The sequence below is a fragment of the Campylobacter concisus genome (assembly GCF_902460705.1).
Lineage (GTDB): Bacteria > Campylobacterota > Campylobacteria > Campylobacterales > Campylobacteraceae > Campylobacter_A > Campylobacter_A concisus_Z.
Genome location: NZ_CABPUP010000001.1, coordinates 202,206 through 220,017, shown reverse-complemented (window position 1 = coordinate 220,017; position 17,812 = coordinate 202,206). Strand labels below are relative to the sequence as shown.

The following is a 17,812-nucleotide window of genomic DNA, read 5'->3' as shown; positions in this document are numbered from 1 at the left end:
GTTGATTTGCTATAATCTCGCCATTTTATAACGACAACAAAAGAAGAAATTTGTGCCTATTTTTGCAGTTTACCTACCATAAATTTATATGGCGTGTAATAGGCATGTGATGCAATAATATTAGTAAAAATTTTAGATAAAAGAAAGTAAAAATGCCACAAAGTAGATGTGCTCATTGTAGATTAAAATTTGATGAAAGTGTGATGATCTCAAATGAAAGCGGACTTAAATTTTGCTGTGTTGGTTGCAAAGGCGTTTATGAAATTTTAAATGAAAATGGGCTTAGCGAGTTTTATGAACGTCTCGGTAAAAATACACTTACACCGGCGAGCAACGGTACAAATATCAAAAATTTAGCGGCAAATTTTAGCGAGCTTGTGACAAAAGAGGGCGACTTTAGTCAAATTTCATTTTTAATTGATGGTATCACTTGCTCAGCTTGCATCTGGCTACTTGAAAAGGCACTTTTTAGCTTGCCTGGCGTCTTGGAGGTAAATATCAACTCGCTTAATCAAAAAGCGGTCATTGTTTTTGATGAGCAGGAGTTTTTGGTAGAGCAGATAATTGAAAAAATTTATGCCGTTGGCTACGTTCCAAAGCCTTATGCTACGAGTCAAAAAGAGGACGAGCTAGCTAAGAAAAGAAGAAATTTTTACACAAAAGCACTAGTTGGTATCTTTGCTACGATGAACATTATGTGGCTAGCCATTGCTCAGTATAGTGGGTATTTTAGTGGTATAAGAGGCGATATAAAAGATATCTTAAGCTTTGCGCAGTTTGTATTAGCAACGCCTGTGCTTTTTTATACTGGTAGCGAGTTTTTCAAAGGGGCAAAGATAGCCATAAAAAACGCTTCGCCAAATATGGATCTGCTTGTTATCACCGGAGCTAGCATTACCTATATCTACTCCATTTTTGCGATGTTTACGAGAAGTGGCGAGAGCTATTTTGACTCGGTTGCGATGATCATTACCTTTGTTTTTATCGGTAAATTTTTAGAAATTTTGGGTAAGAAAAAGGCGCTTGAGACTTCAAATTTCTTAAATGATATGCTGCTTGCAAAGGTGTGTGTTTTAGAAAATGGTAAGGATATTTTAAAAGAACCAAGAGATGTAAATTTGGGCGAAAAGATCGTGCTTAGATCTGGCGATAGGGCGCTACTTGATGGAGTAGTGCTTAGCGGTGAGGCAAGCATGGATAGCTCAAGCCTAACGGGAGAGAGCCTGTCTGTGACCTTGGGAGTGGAACAAGAGGTAAAAAGTGGCGTCATTTGTCAAAATGGACAAATCATCTACGAAGCAAAGAAAATTTTTAAAAATTCTTATCTAAATCAGCTCATAAATTTACTCCAAACTGCAGAGCTAAAAAAACCAAATATCGAGCTAGTGGTCAATAAAATCGCTTCTAAATTTTCTCTTAGCGTGCTAACTTTAGCATTTTTTACATTTTGGTTTTGGTACTTTAAATTCGGCTTTTCAGAAGCTATTGTCACGGCTGTTAGCGTCATCGTGATCGCTTGCCCTTGTGCGCTTGCGCTTGCCACGCCAGTTAGTAGTGTCTGTGCCCTTGGTGTGGCCTTTAAAAATAAAGTACTTTTTAAAGAGGCTAAATTTTTTGAAAGCCTTGCAAAGTGCGATGTGGCAGTATTTGACAAGACTGGCACGCTCACAAAGGCGGAATTTGAAGTTAGTGATTTTTTCATAAAAGAGAGCATAAGTTTAGATGAAATTTATTCGCTAGCTCTTATATCAAATCATCAAATAAGCGTGGCAGTGGCTAAATTTTTAAAGCAAAAAGGTGCAAGGAAAATAGAGCTTAAAAATACAAATTTAAGCGTGGCAAAGGGTGTTGAGGCTGAAATTTCAGGTAAAAAATTTTATGCAGGAAGCAAGCGATTTTTAGTTGAAAATGGTATTAGCTTTGAGGAAGTTGAAGAAAATGTGAGCTTTTTTGTGGGGCTTAATGGCGAACTAGTGGCGAAATTTTACCTAAAAGATAGCATAAAACCTGAAGTAAAGACCTTGATATACGAGCTAAAGAGCGCTGGCATGAAAGTATATATCTTAAGTGGCGACGTGCAAAAAGTGGTAAAAAATGTGGCAGATGAGCTTGGCGTGAGTGAGTTTAGAGCAGAGATGTTGCCTGAAACGAAAGCTAAATTTATAAGCGAACTAAAAGAGCAGGGCAAAAAGGTGCTAATGGTAGGGGATGGCATAAACGACGCAGCAGCACTTAGCCTTGCTCATGTTGCCATTTGTATGGGAAGTGGGGCGGCAATAAGCTTAGAAAGAAGCGATGTAGTGCTACTTGATGATAGTTTAAAAAGTCTAGCAAAGGCCATAAAAATCTCAAAATTTACTTACAAAACGATAAAGCAAAATTTGCTCTTTTGTCTTCTTTATAATGTTCTTGCTGTGCCATTTGCCGTATGTGGCTACGTCATTCCGCTATTTGCTGCGCTTTTTATGTCACTTAGCTCGCTAAGTGTTATCTTAAACTCGCTTTATATTGTTAGAAAATTTAAGGAAAAATAATGGATAGCTCGACACTTGCGATGTTGGTTTTTATCTCGGTTTTGATGGGGGCATTTTTGCTTTTTGGCGTGCTTTGGGGGATAAAAAATAAGCAATTTGAGGACTACCGAAAATTTTTGGACGGAGCAAATTTAGACGACGAGGATGCGCTAAATGAAGCTTATGAGCTAGAGCTTCGCAAAAAAGAAGCTCTCAAAAAAAGAACAAAATCCAATAAAGATAAAATTTAGCTCTCAATCGTTGGCTCGCCAAAAAGTCTATTGGCCTCTTTTAGAACCCCTTGTTCTCTTTGTCTTTGAAGCTCTTCTGGTGTTTTTGGCTCTTTGTTGAGCATTAAAGCAAAGCTGTTTTTCTCGTTTTGTAGCTCGCTTTTTATCTCGGTTTTTGGCTCATTTTTAGTTTCAATGTTATTTGCATTTAGTCTTGAAATTTCCTCATCAAGCTCGTCTAGTTCGCTTTTTTCATTATTTTCTAAAGAGGCTTTAGGCGTCTTAGTTTGTACTTTTTGCTCATCACTCTTTGCATTTACTATTTTCGCATTTTGTCCAAAAAGCGTACGCAATATCTCATTTAAAATTTTCCAATTTTTCTTAAAATATTCAAGATTTTCATCTTTTGCATTTACTATCAGTCCAAGCTCATTATTATTAAAAAAGCTAAATTCTACAAATTCTTTAAAAAACTCGCCAAGATCGTAATTTCTATCATAAATTTTTGTTAAAAAGAGTTCGTATGGACCTTGCATTTTAGCAGGAGCTACTTGGCTTTTTTGAGTGATGACTTCTGCGATTTGAGTGGAATTTTCACTATTTTTTGAGATCACTTCATTTATAGCATCATCAATATCTTGTAAATTTAGCGCTTCTATCATCATAAAAAGCATTAGCATTAGTATAAAGCCATTGTCGCTACTTACATTTAGCATACCTTTAGCTTGCGCCAAAATCCTAAAAAATCTCTCATAAACAAGTAGTGAAATTTTTGAGTCATTTTCTATAAATTTTTGCTTTAAATTTGCCAAAATTTCATCTATTATCATCTCTGGATCGTAGCTTTCAAATTCGCTTACAAGCACTCTGATAGCATTTTTATCATGATTTAAAACATGAGTTATTATCTCTTCGATCTTTTCTGGATCAAGAAGCCCTAACATCGATGCTACGCCATTTGCCGTGACATTATTTGCCCCGTAAATGATAGCTTGATCAAGAAGTGTCAAAGTATCTCTTAAAGATCCGCCACCACTTCTTGCTAAAATTTCAAGTGCCTCTTTTTCGTAGCTAATGCCTTCTTTGCTTAAAATAAATTCAAGGTGTTTAATGATGCTGTATCTACTTATTTGCTTAAACCTAAAATGCTGCGTTCTTGAAAGCACCGTTGTTGGGAGTTTTAATGGATCAGTCGTCGCTAGGATAAATTTTACATAGCTTGGTGGCTCTTCAAGCGTTTTTAAAAGAGCATTAAATGCCTCTTTGGTTAGCATATGCACTTCGTCGATTATAAAAATTTTATATCTTGCCATTGCTGGAGCATATTTTGTTTGCTCTATTAGCTCTCTTATATCATCTATCTTTCTGTGGCTAGCCGCGTCCATTTCGATGATGTCCATATGTCTTGACTCATTTGCCATTATGCATTGTGGGCATACTTCACATGGCTTTGAAGTAGGTCCTTTTTCGCACACTAAAGCTTTTGAAAATATCCTAGCACTTGAAGTTTTACCACTGCCTCTAAGCCCAGAAAACAGATATGCGTGGCTTATGCGACCCTCATCAAGTGCGTGTATAAGACTTTTACTAACTGCTTCTTGACCGATAAGTTCATCAAAATTTTTAGGGCGATATTTTAAAGCTAGTGCTTGCAATGCGGTATCCTTTTTATAAAGTTCAAGGATTTTATAAAAAAAGGCATAAATTTATGATTATTTATATATTTAATTGGCTTTAAATTTTTTATTTTAGTTTAATGAAGGCGGATAAATTTTTATATGTTTGCATAAAATTCCTAGTATATTTGCAAAAAAATAAAAAATATCCCTTTTTATAACGATCCATAGCCGACTAGATTTAAAATTTATAATAAAAATACATAAAATTTTATGTTAAATATTTTGTATTTTTGTATGAATTGTGCTTGGTATAAAAAGCCTTGGCATATGCGCCAAGGCAAAATTTTAGATTAGCAAGAGAAGCAAGTTTTAAACTCATAAGCGGTTGGGCGCGCTTCGTAAGGCCAAACTTGAGTTTCAAATTTAAAATGCTGATAGGTATCTATGAAAAGATCGCTCATTATGGGTTTTAGATATTCGTTGTCGCGTATTAGCGCTTCAAGGCTACCACGAAGTGTGTGTGGAAGCTGTTCTATACCACGCTCTCTGATCTCATCAAGGTGGAGTTTAAATAAATTTTCATCCATCGGACCAACTGGCTCATATTTGTGTTTAACGCCGTCAAGTCCTGCCATTAGCATCGCTGAGAAGGCTAGATAAGGGTTTGCTGTGCTATCTGGAAATCTCATCTCAGCCCTAACTGACTTCTCGCCAGCGCCGTAAGGTATGCGTATGCTCGCTGAGCGGTTTTGGCTCGAGTAGGTTAAGATAGATGGCGCTTCAAAGCCTGGGATTAGGCGTTTGTAGCTGTTTGTGCTTGGGTTCGTGAAGGCTGCAACGCTTCTTGCGTGTTTTAAAACGCCGCCGATGTAGTGCCTTGCAAAGTCACTTAAATTTGCGTAGTTGCCCTCTTTGTAGAATAAATTTTTACCATCTTTCCAGACTGATTGATGCACGTGCATGCCGCTGCCGTTGTCGCCATAAAGCGGTTTTGGCATAAATGTAACTGTCTTGCCGTTTAGGTGAGCGACCATGCGAACGACGTATTTGTAAATTTGAACGTTGTCAGCAGCCTCGACTAAGTTGCCAAATTTCACGCCAATCTCGCCTTGACCCTGCGCGACCTCGTGGTGTCCTAAAAAGACTTCAAGACCAACTTGCTCTAGAACTTGCATCATCTCGGCTCTTAGATCTACCATGCTGTCGATTGGTTGAGTCATCAAATAGCCGCCTTTTCTGCGTGGGCGATGACCTGTGTTGTAGCTATCTTTGAAGTCAGTAGCATCGTTCCACTCGCCTTCCTCGCTATCTACTTGATACATCGCGCAGTTTGGACTATCGATGATTTTAACGTTGTCAAATACAAAAAATTCATTCTCAGGGCCAAAGTATGCCTCGTCACCAAGACCGCTATCTTTTACGTACTGCATCGCTCTTTTTGCGATCGAACGAGGGCATTTTTCATAAATTTGACCCTTGTAAATGTCGTAAATATCGCAAAAAACAACAACTGTAATATCGGAAGTAAATGGATCTAAAAATGCAGTTGTAGCTTCTGGCTTCATTATCATATCGCTCTTATCAATCGGTTGCCAGCCATGCATAGAGCTAGCGTCCATCGGGATGCCATTTATGAAATTTTCTTTCGTAACAGCTTTTATGTTGTAGCTAATGCTATGCCAAGCACCACCTAAATCAGTAAATCTAAAATCTACAAATTTGACTTCATTTTCTTTACAAAAATCAAAAAAATGATCTATATTTTGGACGAATTTTCCCACTTTTTTCTCCTTTTAATTTTTAAATTTTTCGTATTCTATCATAAAATCTAATATTTAAGATTAAATTTATATTCTATTTGAACCCAATCTAAAATTTTACTAATTTTCTATCTCTATTTTTAAAAATAGCACATTTTGAATAACCTAAATCTCTAGCTATTTGCTCACAAATTTCACCATTTTTACCGATATCTTCTTTTGTGTGAGCGTCTGAGCCAAAGGTGATGGTTATATCTTTTTCGGCTATTAGTTCAAGTAAATTTACGCTTGGATATTGCTCGCCGATAGGCTTTCTAAAGCCAGCGGTATTTATCTCAACAACTAAATTTGCTTCTTTTATCGCATTTACTGCATTTTTAGCTAAAATCCTAACATCCTTTTTTGGTAAAAATTTAAAAAGCTTTAAAAGATCAATGTGTCCCATAATGTCAAATTTGCCAAGCTTGGCCGATCTTTCTACGTGATCAAAATACTCTTGCCAAATTTGATCCAAGTCTTTGCCCTCGTAGCCACCGATAAATTCTGGATTGTCAAATGCCCAGCCGTTAAAAAAATGCACAGAGCCTATTAGATAATCAACCTTTCTAGCAAAAACTCGCTCATCCATAAATCCATCTAAAAAGTCCATCTCATAGCCAAGCAAAATTTCTATCTCACCGCTAAATTCATCTCTTAAACGTAAAATTTCTTCCTCATAGCCTTGCATCTCATCAAAGCTCATTCTGTAAGCTTCATCGTAGTTCATCGGTGCGTGATCGCTAAAACCAAAGTATTTTGTGCCAGCTTTTATTGCGTTTTGTACATACTCTCTTGGCTCGCCAACTGCGTGCTTGCAAAGTGGCGTGTGGTTGTGAAGATCGACGGTCATTTTTAGCCTTTTAAGGTCGTTTATTTTTAAAAATGCTATCTAAAAATTTATAAATTTAAAGATAAAAGCATTGCCTTTAAACTTACTTTTTATTTAAATCCTATATAATCAAGCCAAATTTTATTAGGAGCTTTTATGACCCAAGAGGAACTTGACGCACTTATGGCAGGTGGGCTAGATGATGAGTTAGATAATGCTAAAGAAGATGCTGGCCAAGAGGTTGCGGACGTCAAAGAGGATACGGACGAGGTAACAGAAGTTGCAGAAGCAATTGATACTAAAGATGAGCCGCAGTCAAAATCAGAAAGCAATTCAAAGAATGCGGAAAACTATAGAGTAAGTGCAGATGGTGTTTGGCCACCACCACCACCAACAGAAGATCACAAAATGGTTCATCAGCTTGACGATGTAACAAGAGATAGTGAAGAAAAAGCTACTCAGATGTTTGATAAGCTTGAGACGATAAATAACTTTTTTATGGACGCTGAGAGCGACTCAAATAGCCTAAAAGACACAATAAACTCAAATATCGAGCTATTTACGACGCTAAGTAAGAAATTTCCAAATATTGCCGCATTTAGCGAGGCTTTGGAGAAAAACAACTCACTTCTTGGTACGATCGATAATATCATCGGAAATTTACAAATGGGACAAGATGAGATCATGATGGCTATGGATATGATGCAGTATCAAGATATCCATAGGCAAAAGATCGAGCGTGTTATAAACGTTATGAGAGCTCTAAGTAAATATATGAATACCTTGTTTGAAGGTAAAATTGATGATGATAAGCGTGTTAGCTCTGCTGTTCACATCGCTGGTGATACAACGACTGAAAATCTTGTCAGCAACGACGACATTGAAGCCTTGATAGAAAGCTTGGGTAAAAAATAGTGCTAAAAAGGCCTGAGCTTTTATCTCCAGCTGGAAATTTAACAAAACTTAAAATCGCCCTTGAGTACGGAGCTGATGCCGTTTATGGATCTGTGGCTAGCTTTTCACTAAGGACTAGATCGGCGAGGGAATTTAACCTTGAAACGTTCAAAGAGGCGATAGACTACACACATGCAAAGGGAAAGAAATTTTATGCGACCATAAATGCCTTTCCTTTTAACTCTCAGATCGAGCCGCTTAAACGCCATTTAGAGACTATCTCGGCTATGAAGCCAGACGCCTTTATCATCGCAACACCGGGGGTTATGAGCCTGGCAAAAGCGATCGCACCAGATATTGAGATACACCTCTCAACTCAGGCAAACGTAATGAATGTGCTTGATGCAAAAATTTATCACGATATGGGCGCAAAACGTATCGTCGTAGCACGCGAGATGAACTTAAAAGATGTTATAAAGATAAAAGAAGAAATTCCAACTCTTGATATTGAAATTTTTGTACATGGCTCGATGTGCTTTGCCTACTCTGGCAGGTGCTTAGTAAGCTCAGTGCAAAGCGGGCGTATGTCAAATCGCGGTAGCTGTGCAAACGACTGCAGGTTTAAATACGAACTCTATGCCAAAAACGAAGAGAGTGGTGTGCTTTTCCGCTTAGAAGAGGATGAAAACGGCACTCACATTATGAACTCAAAGGATCTTAGCCTCATTTCGCACATCAAAGAGATCGTTGATAGCGGTGTGATAGATAGCTTTAAGATAGAGGGCCGCACGAAGAGTGAGTACTACGCGGCCTGCACCGCAAGAGCCTATAAAATGGCCATAGATGATGCCATGAATGATAAATTTGACGCACAAATTTATGAAAATGAGATAAATACACTAAAAAACCGTGGCTTTACGGACGGATACTTGGTGCATAGGCCTTATGAGCGAACTGATACACAAAATCACGTTAGCAGCCTAGAAGAGGGCACACATCAGGTAAATGCAATAAGCGAAGATGGTGAATTTTTTAAGTGCAAATATAAAATTTTTCCAGGCAATAGTTATGAGATCGTGGCTCCTACTGGGTCGGTTATAGAAGATGGTGAAAATGAAATTTCTGAGATTTATTCACAAGATGGTAAGAAATTTATCAAATTTAAGCAGCTCATCACCAAAAAAGGTAAGGTTATGAGTGAAATTCACAGTGGCAATGAAAATGAGATAAGTCTTGGTGTTAAGCTACCAAAATTTAGCTTTTTGAGGGAGAAAATATGAAATTTGTTTCTATTATAATGGGAAGTAAGAGCGACTATGAGATAGTTAGTGAGGTGGCAAAAACTCTTGAAAAATTTGGCGTAAAATATGAACTGATAATCAGCTCAGCCCACAGAAGTCCAAAAAGAACAAGCGAGTATGTCGCAAATGCAGAAAAAAAAGGCGCAAAAGTCTTCATCGCAGCTGCTGGTATGGCTGCCCACTTAGCCGGAGCGATCGCAGCAAATACAACAAAGCCAGTGATCGGCATACCAATGGCTGGCTCAGCTCTAAGCGGCGTTGACGCACTTTACTCAACTGTGCAAATGCCAAGTGGTATGCCAGTGGCAACCTTAGCTATCGGAAAAGCTGGAGCGATAAATGCAGCCTATTTGGCAGTGCAAATTTTAGCGCTTGAAGATGATAGTCTGGCAAGTGCTCTAAAAGCCGATAGAGAGGCGAAGATAAAGGCTTTAGAGGAAGACTCTTCAAAGGTTGAAGTGATACTGTAAAAAGGAGAAGCGGTGCAGACCTATCTTGGTGTTGATGAATTTTGTAAACTTGTGCACTTAGAGCGTGAAGTTATCGAAGATATGATAAATCGTGGCGTTTTGAAAACAAAAGAGGAAAATGGAGAAATTTTGATAGAAGCGAGCGAAGGAACGATGAGCGTGGTGCCTAGTGTTTCGCAAAATTTATCCTTGCAGCCGCAAAGCCAAGATGGTATCAGCTTTGTTGAAAAGACGATTGGAACGATATTAAATTTACACGAAAAGGTACTTGACGCAAAGGATGAGACGCTTGAAACCCTAAGAAATGAGAATAAATTTTTAAAAGAGGCGCTCATTTCGATGCAAGAGCTCTATGACGAAGATAGAAAAACAGTCGAGACGCTTACAAAGCAGCTTAAAATTTCACAAGATGAAGTTGAATTTCTAAAACGAAAATACAAGCTCATGTGGAACCAAGCGGTTGAAAATTTTAACGGACAAAAGTAGTTTATGAAGATTATAAATTTAGAGAATAGCTTTGAAATTTATGGAGTAAAAACTCGCACTAAAAATGAAGATGAGATAGGCAGCAAGGGTAAAATTCCGGCTTTATGGTCTAAATTTATGAGTAAATACTATGATGGCAAGAGTGAAATTTATAGCGTTTACTGCAACTATGAAAGTGATCTTAATGGATATTACGATAACTTCATCGGCACAAGATCAAGCCACAAAAGTGATAAAATTTTAGAGATAAAAAGTGGCAAATATGCCGTTTTTAGTTTTGCAAGAGAGCCACAAAATGTTGCAAAATTTTGGGGTGAAATTTGGAAATATTTTGAAAGTAGTGAGCTAAAAAGAGCCTATGAAACGGATTTTGAGTTTTACGGTAGCGATGAGATAAAAATTTTTATATCTATTTTAGGTTAGGAAAAATGAATAAAAAAAATAATAGTTCAATCTTAAGTTTTATCGAAAATTTTGGTAATAAATTACCAAATCCAACTATGCTTTTTATATATCTTTCGATTATTACGATAATAATATCGTTTGTGTTAGAAAAGATGGGCGTTGGTGTAAGCTATCAGGCTATCAAAGACGGACAAATATCACAGCTTAATGCAAATGTTATAAATTTGCTTTCTGCTGACAGTCTTAGATCTTTTGTTTCATCTGTGCTTAAAAATTTTACTAATTTTTATCCTTTGGGAGTAGTCTTTGCGATTATTCTAGGTATTGGTATCGCAGATAAGTCCGGACTTTTATCAGCACTTATGACAAAGATTGCCTTAAAATCTTCCAAAATATGGGTAACTCCAATCGTTATTTTTCTTGGCGTAATGTCAAATGTTGCTTCCTCGGTTGGCTATGTCGTGCTAATCCCGCTTGGAGCTATTTTATTTGCTGGATTTGGTCGCCATCCAATTGCTGGATTAGCTGCTGCTTTTGCTGGTGTTAGCGGTGGCTGGTCGGCAAATTTATTAATCGGTACAAATGACCCGATGTTTGCGGCATTTTCTATGCAAGCAGCTAGCGTGTTAAATCCGGATTATGTGGTACTAGCAACTGCAAATTGGTACTTTATGATAGCTTCAACATTTTTGATCGTATTTGTTGGCTGGTTTGTAACGGATAAAATCGTAGAGCCTAGGCTTGGTAAATTTGATTTTTTGGGTGATTTTAGCCTAAAAGAGCATAGCGAGATAAGTGCAGAGCAAAAACGTGGCTTAAAATTTTCACTAATAGCATTGATTGTTTTTGTGATTTTATTGCTTATGGCTATTTTACCTTCAGGCTCTTTATTTGGGGCAAAAGGCAATGATAGCTTTATGAAATCTACTTTTATGCATTCTATTGTTATTTTTATGATGTTGCTTTTTATAGTGGTAGGCGTAGCTTACGGTGTAGGTGCTAGGACTATAAAAAGCAGTAATGACGCCATAAAATTTATGGAACAATCTATTTCTGAGCTATCAGGGTTTTTGGTCTTGATATTTTTTGCAGCCCAGTTTACATATCTTTTTAATACCTCAAATATTGGGCTAGTACTTTCTATAAAAGGTTCTATTTTTCTAAAAGAGGTCGGACTAACTGGACTTAGTCTTATCATAGTTTTTATTTTCTTGATTGCTTTTGTAAATTTATTTATAGCTGTTGATTCTGCAAAGTGGGCGATGATGGCTCCGATTTTTGTTCCAATGTTTATGAATCTTGGACTCTCGCCAGAGCTTACACAGGCTGCTTTTAGAATAGGCGACTCTACTACAAATATCATAACGCCTTTGATGCCATTTTTTGTTTTGATAGTAGCTTTTATGCAAAAATACAATAAAGAGTTAAAAATCGGATCAGTAGTTTCTATTATGCTTCCTTATACGGTTGCATTTTTAATTTCTTGGACAGCACTAATGTCATTTTGGTACGTTTTTGATCTACCACTAGGACCTGGTGCAGTTATACACTATGTAAAGTAAAATTTTAAAAGGAAAGCAATGACATTTTCACAAATAATATTAACCCTTCAAAACTATTGGCAAGAGCAAGGTTGCGTTATACTTCAGCCATACGACATGCCTGCTGGTGCTGGTACTTATCATCAAGCGACTTTTTTAAGAAGCCTCGGACCAAAGCCGTGGGCGACTGCATATGTAGCTCCAAGCCGCCGTCCGACTGATGGCAGATACGGCGAAAACCCAAACCGCCTAGGCGCTTATTATCAGTTTCAGGTGCTTATAAAACCAAGCCCAGAAAATATCCAAGAGCTTTATCTAAAAAGCCTTGAAAAACTTGGGTTAAATTTAAAAGATCACGACATCCGCTTCGTAGAGGATAACTGGGAGAGCCCGACGTTGGGCGCTTGGGGGCTTGGCTGGGAGGTCTGGCTAGACGGCATGGAGGTTACACAATTTACCTATTTTCAACAAGTTGGTGGCATCGCGTGCGAGCTCATATCTGGTGAGATAACATACGGCCTTGAGCGTTTAGCTATGTATCTACAAGATGTAAATAGCGTCTACGATATCGTTTGGGACGATAGGAATGGTAATATCGTAACATACGCCGACGTGCATAAACAGGGCGAATTTGAGTGGAGCAAATATAATTTCGAGGTTGCGGACGTAGATATGCTATTTCGCCAGTTTGAAAACGCATTTAACGAGTGCAAACGCTGCTTAGAGGCCAAAATTTCACTACCAGCGTATGATTATTGTATGCTAGCAGCGCATACTTTTAATGTCCTTGACGCGCGCGGAGCCATCAGCGTAACGCAAAGGCAAGACTACATTTTAAAAATCCGCGAGCTGGCCAAAGAGTGTGCGCTAACTTATAAAGAGAGCCTAGAGCAAAAGTAAAATTTTATGAAAATAGCTGAAATTTATAAAATTCTAGATGAAATTTGTCCATTTGCGAGCCAAGAGTCTTGGGATAATAGTGGCCTTCAAGTTGGCTCATTTGATAGCGAATTTGAGCGAATTTATCTAAGTCTTGATTTGGATAGCGAACTTTTGCAAAATGTCTTGCCAAATTCGCTCATCATCACTCACCATCCACTCATTTTTAAGGGGCTAAAAAGCCTAGACTACAGCCTTTATCCAAGCTCACTCATAAGAGAGATGATGATAAAAAATATCTTGCTCATCTCGCTTCACACAAATGCTGACCTTGCATTTTTAAATGAAAAATTTGTAACGCGGGTTTTGGGGCTTGAAATTTCAAGCAAAGAGAGCTTTTTGATCTACGCTGATGTGAAGATGAAATTTAGCAAGCTTTGTAAATTTGTAAAAGAAAAACTTGGATTAGAAAATTTAAGAGTGGTTCATGCAAAAGATGAAATTTCTAAAATTTGTATCTGCACCGGAAGTGGCGGAGATCTCATTCAAGAAGTCAAAGCAGATGTCTTTTTGACAGGCGATCTAAAGTATCATCAAGCTCTTTATGCAAAGGAAAATGGGCTAAATTTAATCGATATAAATCACTATGAAAGTGAACGTTATTTTGGTGATTTTTTAGCAAAATATTTGCAAAATCTGAAAATTGAAGTTATAATACGCAATTCTAAAAATCCATTTACATATTGCTAACAAAAAAAGGAAACATTATGAATAAATACTTACAACAATTAGTTGAATTATCTGATCTTGATAAACAAATAGATGGCTTTATACCACGCATTCAAGACATAGAAAAGGCTTATAAAAATATAGAAGAAGAGTGCGAAACTATAACGGTTAATATAGAAAGACTAGATGAAGAGGTAAGCGACTTAAAGTCTCAAAAATCAGGCACAAATGCTCATATTGCCGAGTTTAGTGCGAAGATAAAAGATGTAGCTAAAAAAAGCTCAAGTGCAAAAAGCGAAAAGGAGATAAAAGCTCTAAGTCTTGAAGAAGATATTGCAAAAGAGCAACTTGAGGCTGCAAATGAGGAGATCGCTAGACTTGAGAAGCTAATAGATAGTAAAAACAGTCAAAAAGATGAGCTTGGTGCAAAAAAAGCTGAACTTGAAGAGAATTTAAAAAATATAAAGAGCAAAACTTCATCTGAGCTTGAAAATATCGAAAAAGAACGTAAAGAAGTTTATGCTAAAAAAGACAAGCTTATCGCCACTATGAATCAAAAAATTCTCGCATTTTATGAAAAAATTAGAAAATGGGCTCATAACACAGCCGTTGTTCCTGTAAAAAAACAAGCTTGTTATGGTTGCTTTATGCAGATAAATGACAAAACTTTCTCTGCTGTTATCAAGGGCGAAGATATCGTTACATGTCCACATTGTGGCAGAATTTTGTATAAACAAGAGCAATAACATATTTCGTGATAATAATATATTACTTTCTAGCCTCAATACTCTATACTTTTGGGGCTATCTTTCTATTTTTTTTAAGTTTTAAAAAAAAGTATCACAGATCGATCCCAGCACGTTTTTTTCTATTTAATAATCCTAAATTTCAAGATGCAGATGTGCATTTTCACGCTTGTTCGTTTGGTGAAGTGCAAGCACTTAAACCTTTGATGCAAAAATTTGATAGCAAAGCCATAAGTGTGGTGACAAATACTGGCTTTGAAGCGGCAAGTAAAATTTGCTCTAACGCGAGATTTTTACCGTTTGAAATTTTTTTGCCGTTTTGGCTAAAAAAGAGCAAAATTTTAGTCATTTTTGAGGCTGAGCTTTGGCTTATGCTAGTTTTCATGGCAAAGCTAAAAGGCAGCCGTGTGATATTAATAAATGCGAGAATTTCAGACAGAAGCTACAAAAGCTACTTGAAATTTGGCTTTTTCTATAGATATCTTTTTAAATTTATAGACAAAATTTATGCCCAAAGTGAGCTTGATAAAGAGAGGCTAAAGTCGCTTGGAGCAGGCAAAATAGAGGTCGTTGGCAACATAAAAGCTGCGTTTTTGCCAAGCATGAGTAAAATTTATGAAAAGCCAAAAGCTAGAGTGATCGTGCTAGCAAGCACGCATACAGGCGAAGAAGAGATGATTTTAGATAATTTAGATTTAAGAGAAAACGATCTTTTAATCATCGCGCCACGACATCCTGAGAGGTTTGCAGAGGTTGAAAAGATTGCAGCCAACTATGCTAAAAAGCATGACTTTAGCTTTGCGAAATTTAGCAAGACGCATAAATTTGAAGCTAAAGTAAATTTGCTTGACACTTTAGGCGAGCTTGTAAATATCTATGCCATTAGCGATATAGTTGTGCTTGGAGGCAGTTTTTTGCCAAATATCGGTGGGCATAATCCAATCGAGTGCGCACAGTTTAACCCAGTGATAATAAGTGGCGAGTTTATATTTAACCAAAAGGCATTATTTAGCCTAGTTGAAAACATCTACATCGTAAAAGCTAGCGAGATCGGCGGCATAATAGATAGTGACGCTAAAAAGAGCAAGATCGCCGTGCAGGCCAGTGCTGATGCGATCATAGAAGATATAAGGAGTACTTTATGAGTGAAGAAAAAGCATATAAAATTTTAGCTAAGCAAAAAAATATCTCAAATAACGAGGCAAAGGAGCTAATAGATAGTGGTCTAGTCTATGCTAAGGGGCAAAAGGTGATGATCGCTCGTGCCTTGATGAGTGAAAATACTAAATTTAGCGTTGAAGAGATGCCAAGGCCAAGCGTTATATTTGAAGATGAAAATTTAATAGCCATAAACAAGCCTGCTGCTATAACTAGCGAAAAAATCAGTCAAATTTATAAATTCCCACTCCTTCATAGGCTCGATAAGGATACAAGTGGTGTGTTACTTCTTGTGAAAAATGATGAATTCGCAGCGCTTGCCATAAATGAGTTTAAAAAGATGAAGGTTGAGAAAATTTATGTGGCCGCAGTTAGAGGTATCATGAGCGAGGAAGTGGTCGTAAATGAGCCGATCTTAACGATAAAAAATAAAAATGGCGCTTTTTCAAAGATATCAAAAGATGGCAAAGAGGCGATCAGCGAAATTTCGCCACTCATGGTTGTGGGCAAAAAAACGCTTGTAAAAGTTGCCATAAAAACAGGCAGAACACACCAGATAAGAGTGCATTTGGCTAGCTTAAATTTACCTATCGTTGGCGATGAGAAATACGGCAAAAATAGGGCAAATAGAATGTTCTTGCATGCCTATTCTATCGCTCTTTTAAATTATAAATTTAAAGCGCCGATCCCAAGAGAATTTGGCTCTCTTGGATTTGAGTTATCTAATAAATTTGAAATTTAAAGAGCAATAAAGAAATTATTTAGTAATATACGCGCTTTAATAACAACTTAGAAAGGTGATTAGTGTTCGAACAAATTAGCGAGTCTTTTAGATTGGCTGTTAGCAAGATACGTTTTGTAGATGACGAAAAAGCTCTAAAAAACGCACTTGACGTGCTCAAAAAAGCTCTTTTAAAAGCTGATGTTCACCATAAAGTCACCAAAGATCTGCTCGCGTCTATCGAAAGCGAACTAAAGCAAACTGGTGTTGGTCAAAAGAATTTCTTGGATGCGATCAAGTCAAATTTAACGACTATCTTAACAGCTCCTGGCAATCAAGGCTTTGTCTATGCACCAGTTGCACCGACCATTGTTTTGATGGCTGGTTTGCAAGGTAGTGGTAAAACAACGACAACTATCAAGCTTGCAAACTATCTAAAATTAAGAAAGAAAAAAGTTTTAGTTGCGGCTTGTGACTTGCAAAGATTAGCAGCAGTTGAGCAGCTAAGACAGCTCTGCGTTGCAAATGAGATCGATCTTTTCTTTATAGAAAATGAAAATAATCCTATAAAAGTAGCAAAAGAAGCACTAGAAAAAGCAAAAAGTGGCCTTTATGATGTGCTTTTGGTGGATACCGCTGGTCGTCTTGCGATCGATGAAAAGTTGATGCAAGAGATAAAAGATGTAAAAAATGCTATAAATCCACATGAAATTTTCTATGTAGCTGACGCTATGAGCGGACAAGATGCTGTAAAAACAGCTACAAGTTTTAATGAAATTTTAGGAATTTCTGGAGTTATCCTTTCTAAATTTGATTCTGACTCAAAGGGCGGCGTAGCTATCAGTATTGCTAAACAGCTAAATATCCCACTTAGATTTGTCGGTATTGGCGAGAAAGTAGCCGATATCGAGAGCTTTATACCAGACCGTATCGTAAGCCGTATAATGGGTGAGGGCGACCTAGCTACTTTGGTCGAGAAGACATCGACTATTATTGATGAAAAAGAGGCAAAACGTCTAAATCAAAAGATAAAAAAAGGTCAGTTTAACTTTAATGACTTTTTAGATCAAATGGAAAGTGTTAAAAAGCTTGGCAGTATGAAGTCTTTGATGGGGATGATACCTGGGCTTTCAAACATAGCAAATCAGATAAAAGATATAGATCTTGATAATTCAAAAGAAATTTTACATATTAAGGCTATGATAAACTCTATGACGCAAAAAGAGCGTGAAAATCCTGAACTTTTGAATAATAGTAGAAAAAGACGTTTAGCGGCTGGTTCTGGACTTTCTCAGATAGAGGTAAATCGATTTTTAAAGCAGTTTGAAAATGCCTCAAAACTTGCTAAGAAATTTTCAGGAAAAGGTGGAGCAAAAGGACTCGCAAATATGCTTTCTCAAGCAAATTTAAAAAGACCTGTTTGATAAAAGGGTTTAAATTTGGATATTTGTTATCTAAATTTAAGCTTTATTTAAAAATAAGAGGAGAAATA

Annotated in this window: 17 protein-coding genes; 14 read left to right on the top strand and 3 right to left on the bottom strand. The window is 37.1% G+C overall.

Annotation, left to right across the window (positions count from 1 at the left end; genetic code table 11):
* Window positions 1-152: 152 nt before the first annotated feature.
* Both F3G75_RS01050 and ccoS read left to right on the top strand, forming a co-directional pair.
* A complete protein-coding gene (locus tag F3G75_RS01050) occupies window positions 153-2,534 on the top strand; it encodes a heavy metal translocating P-type ATPase (protein WP_149716239.1) in 2,382 nt (793 codons plus the stop codon).
* Window positions 2,534-2,764: a cbb3-type cytochrome oxidase assembly protein CcoS gene (gene ccoS, locus F3G75_RS01045; protein WP_149716238.1), complete on the top strand. Its 231-nt coding sequence runs from the start codon at window positions 2,534-2,536 to the stop codon at window positions 2,762-2,764. Before F3G75_RS01050 ends, ccoS begins: the two co-directional genes overlap by 1 nt.
* Here the strand turns inward: ccoS and F3G75_RS01040 are convergent.
* From F3G75_RS01040 to F3G75_RS01030, 3 genes are all read right to left on the bottom strand, one after another.
* On the bottom strand, window positions 2,761-4,398 hold the full coding sequence (locus tag F3G75_RS01040; protein WP_149716237.1) for a DNA polymerase III subunit gamma/tau: 1,638 nt from the start codon (window positions 4,396-4,398) through the stop codon (window positions 2,761-2,763). The two genes, ccoS and F3G75_RS01040, sit on opposite strands and share 4 nt — an antisense overlap.
* A gap of 314 nt (window positions 4,399-4,712) precedes the next feature.
* Entirely contained in the window at window positions 4,713-6,143 is a 1,431-nt protein-coding gene (gene glnA / locus F3G75_RS01035; RefSeq protein ID WP_149716236.1) for a type I glutamate--ammonia ligase, read from the bottom strand.
* Between the two features lie 88 nt (window positions 6,144-6,231).
* Window positions 6,232-7,011: a histidinol-phosphatase gene (locus F3G75_RS01030; RefSeq protein ID WP_149716235.1), complete on the bottom strand. Its 780-nt coding sequence runs from the start codon at window positions 7,009-7,011 to the stop codon at window positions 6,232-6,234.
* A 135-nt stretch (window positions 7,012-7,146) separates the two neighbouring features.
* On the opposite strand from F3G75_RS01030, the gene F3G75_RS01025 reads away from it, so the two are divergent.
* The 12 genes from F3G75_RS01025 (at window position 7,147) to ffh (ending at window position 17,744) form a co-directional block, all read left to right on the top strand.
* Window positions 7,147-7,905 (top strand): chemotaxis protein, encoded by a 759-nt coding sequence (locus tag F3G75_RS01025; RefSeq protein WP_149716234.1) that lies wholly within the window; start codon window positions 7,147-7,149, stop codon window positions 7,903-7,905.
* Window positions 7,905-9,164, top strand: a complete 1,260-nt coding sequence (locus F3G75_RS01020) for a peptidase U32 family protein (protein WP_149716233.1) — start codon at window positions 7,905-7,907, stop codon at window positions 9,162-9,164. The genes F3G75_RS01025 and F3G75_RS01020 overlap by 1 nt, the downstream gene beginning before the upstream one ends.
* Window positions 9,161-9,655 carry a 5-(carboxyamino)imidazole ribonucleotide mutase gene (purE, locus tag F3G75_RS01015; protein ID WP_103582742.1) on the top strand — a complete coding sequence of 165 codons (495 nt, stop codon included), beginning with the start codon at window positions 9,161-9,163 and terminating at the stop codon, window positions 9,653-9,655. Before F3G75_RS01020 ends, purE begins: the two co-directional genes overlap by 4 nt.
* Window positions 9,656-9,667: 12 nt before the next feature.
* Window positions 9,668-10,141: a DUF3972 domain-containing protein gene (locus F3G75_RS01010; protein ID WP_084108020.1), complete on the top strand. Its 474-nt coding sequence runs from the start codon at window positions 9,668-9,670 to the stop codon at window positions 10,139-10,141.
* Between the two features lie 3 nt (window positions 10,142-10,144).
* On the top strand, window positions 10,145-10,564 hold the full coding sequence (locus F3G75_RS01005) for a GyrI-like domain-containing protein (protein ID WP_149716232.1): 420 nt from the start codon (window positions 10,145-10,147) through the stop codon (window positions 10,562-10,564).
* A gap of 5 nt (window positions 10,565-10,569) precedes the next feature.
* Window positions 10,570-12,108, top strand: coding sequence for an AbgT family transporter (locus tag F3G75_RS01000; RefSeq protein ID WP_149716231.1), 1,539 nt, complete (start codon window positions 10,570-10,572; stop codon window positions 12,106-12,108).
* Between the two features lie 18 nt (window positions 12,109-12,126).
* Window positions 12,127-12,987 (top strand): glycine--tRNA ligase subunit alpha, encoded by an 861-nt coding sequence (gene glyQ / locus F3G75_RS00995; protein WP_149716230.1) that lies wholly within the window; start codon window positions 12,127-12,129, stop codon window positions 12,985-12,987.
* Window positions 12,988-12,993: 6 nt separating this feature from the next.
* The gene (locus tag F3G75_RS00990; protein ID WP_149716229.1) at window positions 12,994-13,716 is read left to right on the top strand and encodes a Nif3-like dinuclear metal center hexameric protein; all 723 of its coding nucleotides are present in this window, start codon (window positions 12,994-12,996) and stop codon (window positions 13,714-13,716) included.
* Between the two features lie 17 nt (window positions 13,717-13,733).
* A complete protein-coding gene (locus F3G75_RS00985; protein ID WP_149716228.1) occupies window positions 13,734-14,441 on the top strand; it encodes a zinc ribbon domain-containing protein in 708 nt (235 codons plus the stop codon).
* Window positions 14,442-14,449: 8 nt separating this feature from the next.
* Window positions 14,450-15,586, top strand: a complete 1,137-nt coding sequence (waaA, locus tag F3G75_RS00980; protein ID WP_149716227.1) for a lipid IV(A) 3-deoxy-D-manno-octulosonic acid transferase — start codon at window positions 14,450-14,452, stop codon at window positions 15,584-15,586.
* Window positions 15,583-16,341, top strand: a complete 759-nt coding sequence (locus F3G75_RS00975; RefSeq protein WP_149716226.1) for an RluA family pseudouridine synthase — start codon at window positions 15,583-15,585, stop codon at window positions 16,339-16,341. Before waaA ends, F3G75_RS00975 begins: the two co-directional genes overlap by 4 nt.
* Before the next feature lie 62 nt (window positions 16,342-16,403).
* Window positions 16,404-17,744 (top strand): signal recognition particle protein, encoded by a 1,341-nt coding sequence (gene ffh / locus F3G75_RS00970; protein WP_148798545.1) that lies wholly within the window; start codon window positions 16,404-16,406, stop codon window positions 17,742-17,744.
* Window positions 17,745-17,812: the final 68 nt, after the last annotated feature.

Excerpts from the sequence above, each read along its gene's own strand:
- F3G75_RS01050 (WP_149716239.1), top strand. The coding sequence starts at position 153 with ATGCCACAAAGTAGATGTGCTCATTGTAGATTAAAATTTGATGAAAGT.
- ccoS (WP_149716238.1), top strand. The coding sequence starts at position 2,534 with ATGGATAGCTCGACACTTGCGATGTTGGTTTTTATCTCGGTTTTGATG.
- F3G75_RS01030 (WP_149716235.1), bottom strand. The coding sequence starts at position 7,011 with ATGACCGTCGATCTTCACAACCACACGCCACTTTGCAAGCACGCAGTT.
- F3G75_RS01025 (WP_149716234.1), top strand. The coding sequence starts at position 7,147 with ATGACCCAAGAGGAACTTGACGCACTTATGGCAGGTGGGCTAGATGAT.
- purE (WP_103582742.1), top strand. The coding sequence starts at position 9,161 with ATGAAATTTGTTTCTATTATAATGGGAAGTAAGAGCGACTATGAGATA.
- F3G75_RS01005 (WP_149716232.1), top strand. The coding sequence starts at position 10,145 with ATGAAGATTATAAATTTAGAGAATAGCTTTGAAATTTATGGAGTAAAA.
- F3G75_RS01000 (WP_149716231.1), top strand. The coding sequence starts at position 10,570 with ATGAATAAAAAAAATAATAGTTCAATCTTAAGTTTTATCGAAAATTTT.
- glyQ (WP_149716230.1), top strand. The coding sequence starts at position 12,127 with ATGACATTTTCACAAATAATATTAACCCTTCAAAACTATTGGCAAGAG.
- F3G75_RS00990 (WP_149716229.1), top strand. The coding sequence starts at position 12,994 with ATGAAAATAGCTGAAATTTATAAAATTCTAGATGAAATTTGTCCATTT.
- F3G75_RS00985 (WP_149716228.1), top strand. The coding sequence starts at position 13,734 with ATGAATAAATACTTACAACAATTAGTTGAATTATCTGATCTTGATAAA.
- F3G75_RS00975 (WP_149716226.1), top strand. The coding sequence starts at position 15,583 with ATGAGTGAAGAAAAAGCATATAAAATTTTAGCTAAGCAAAAAAATATC.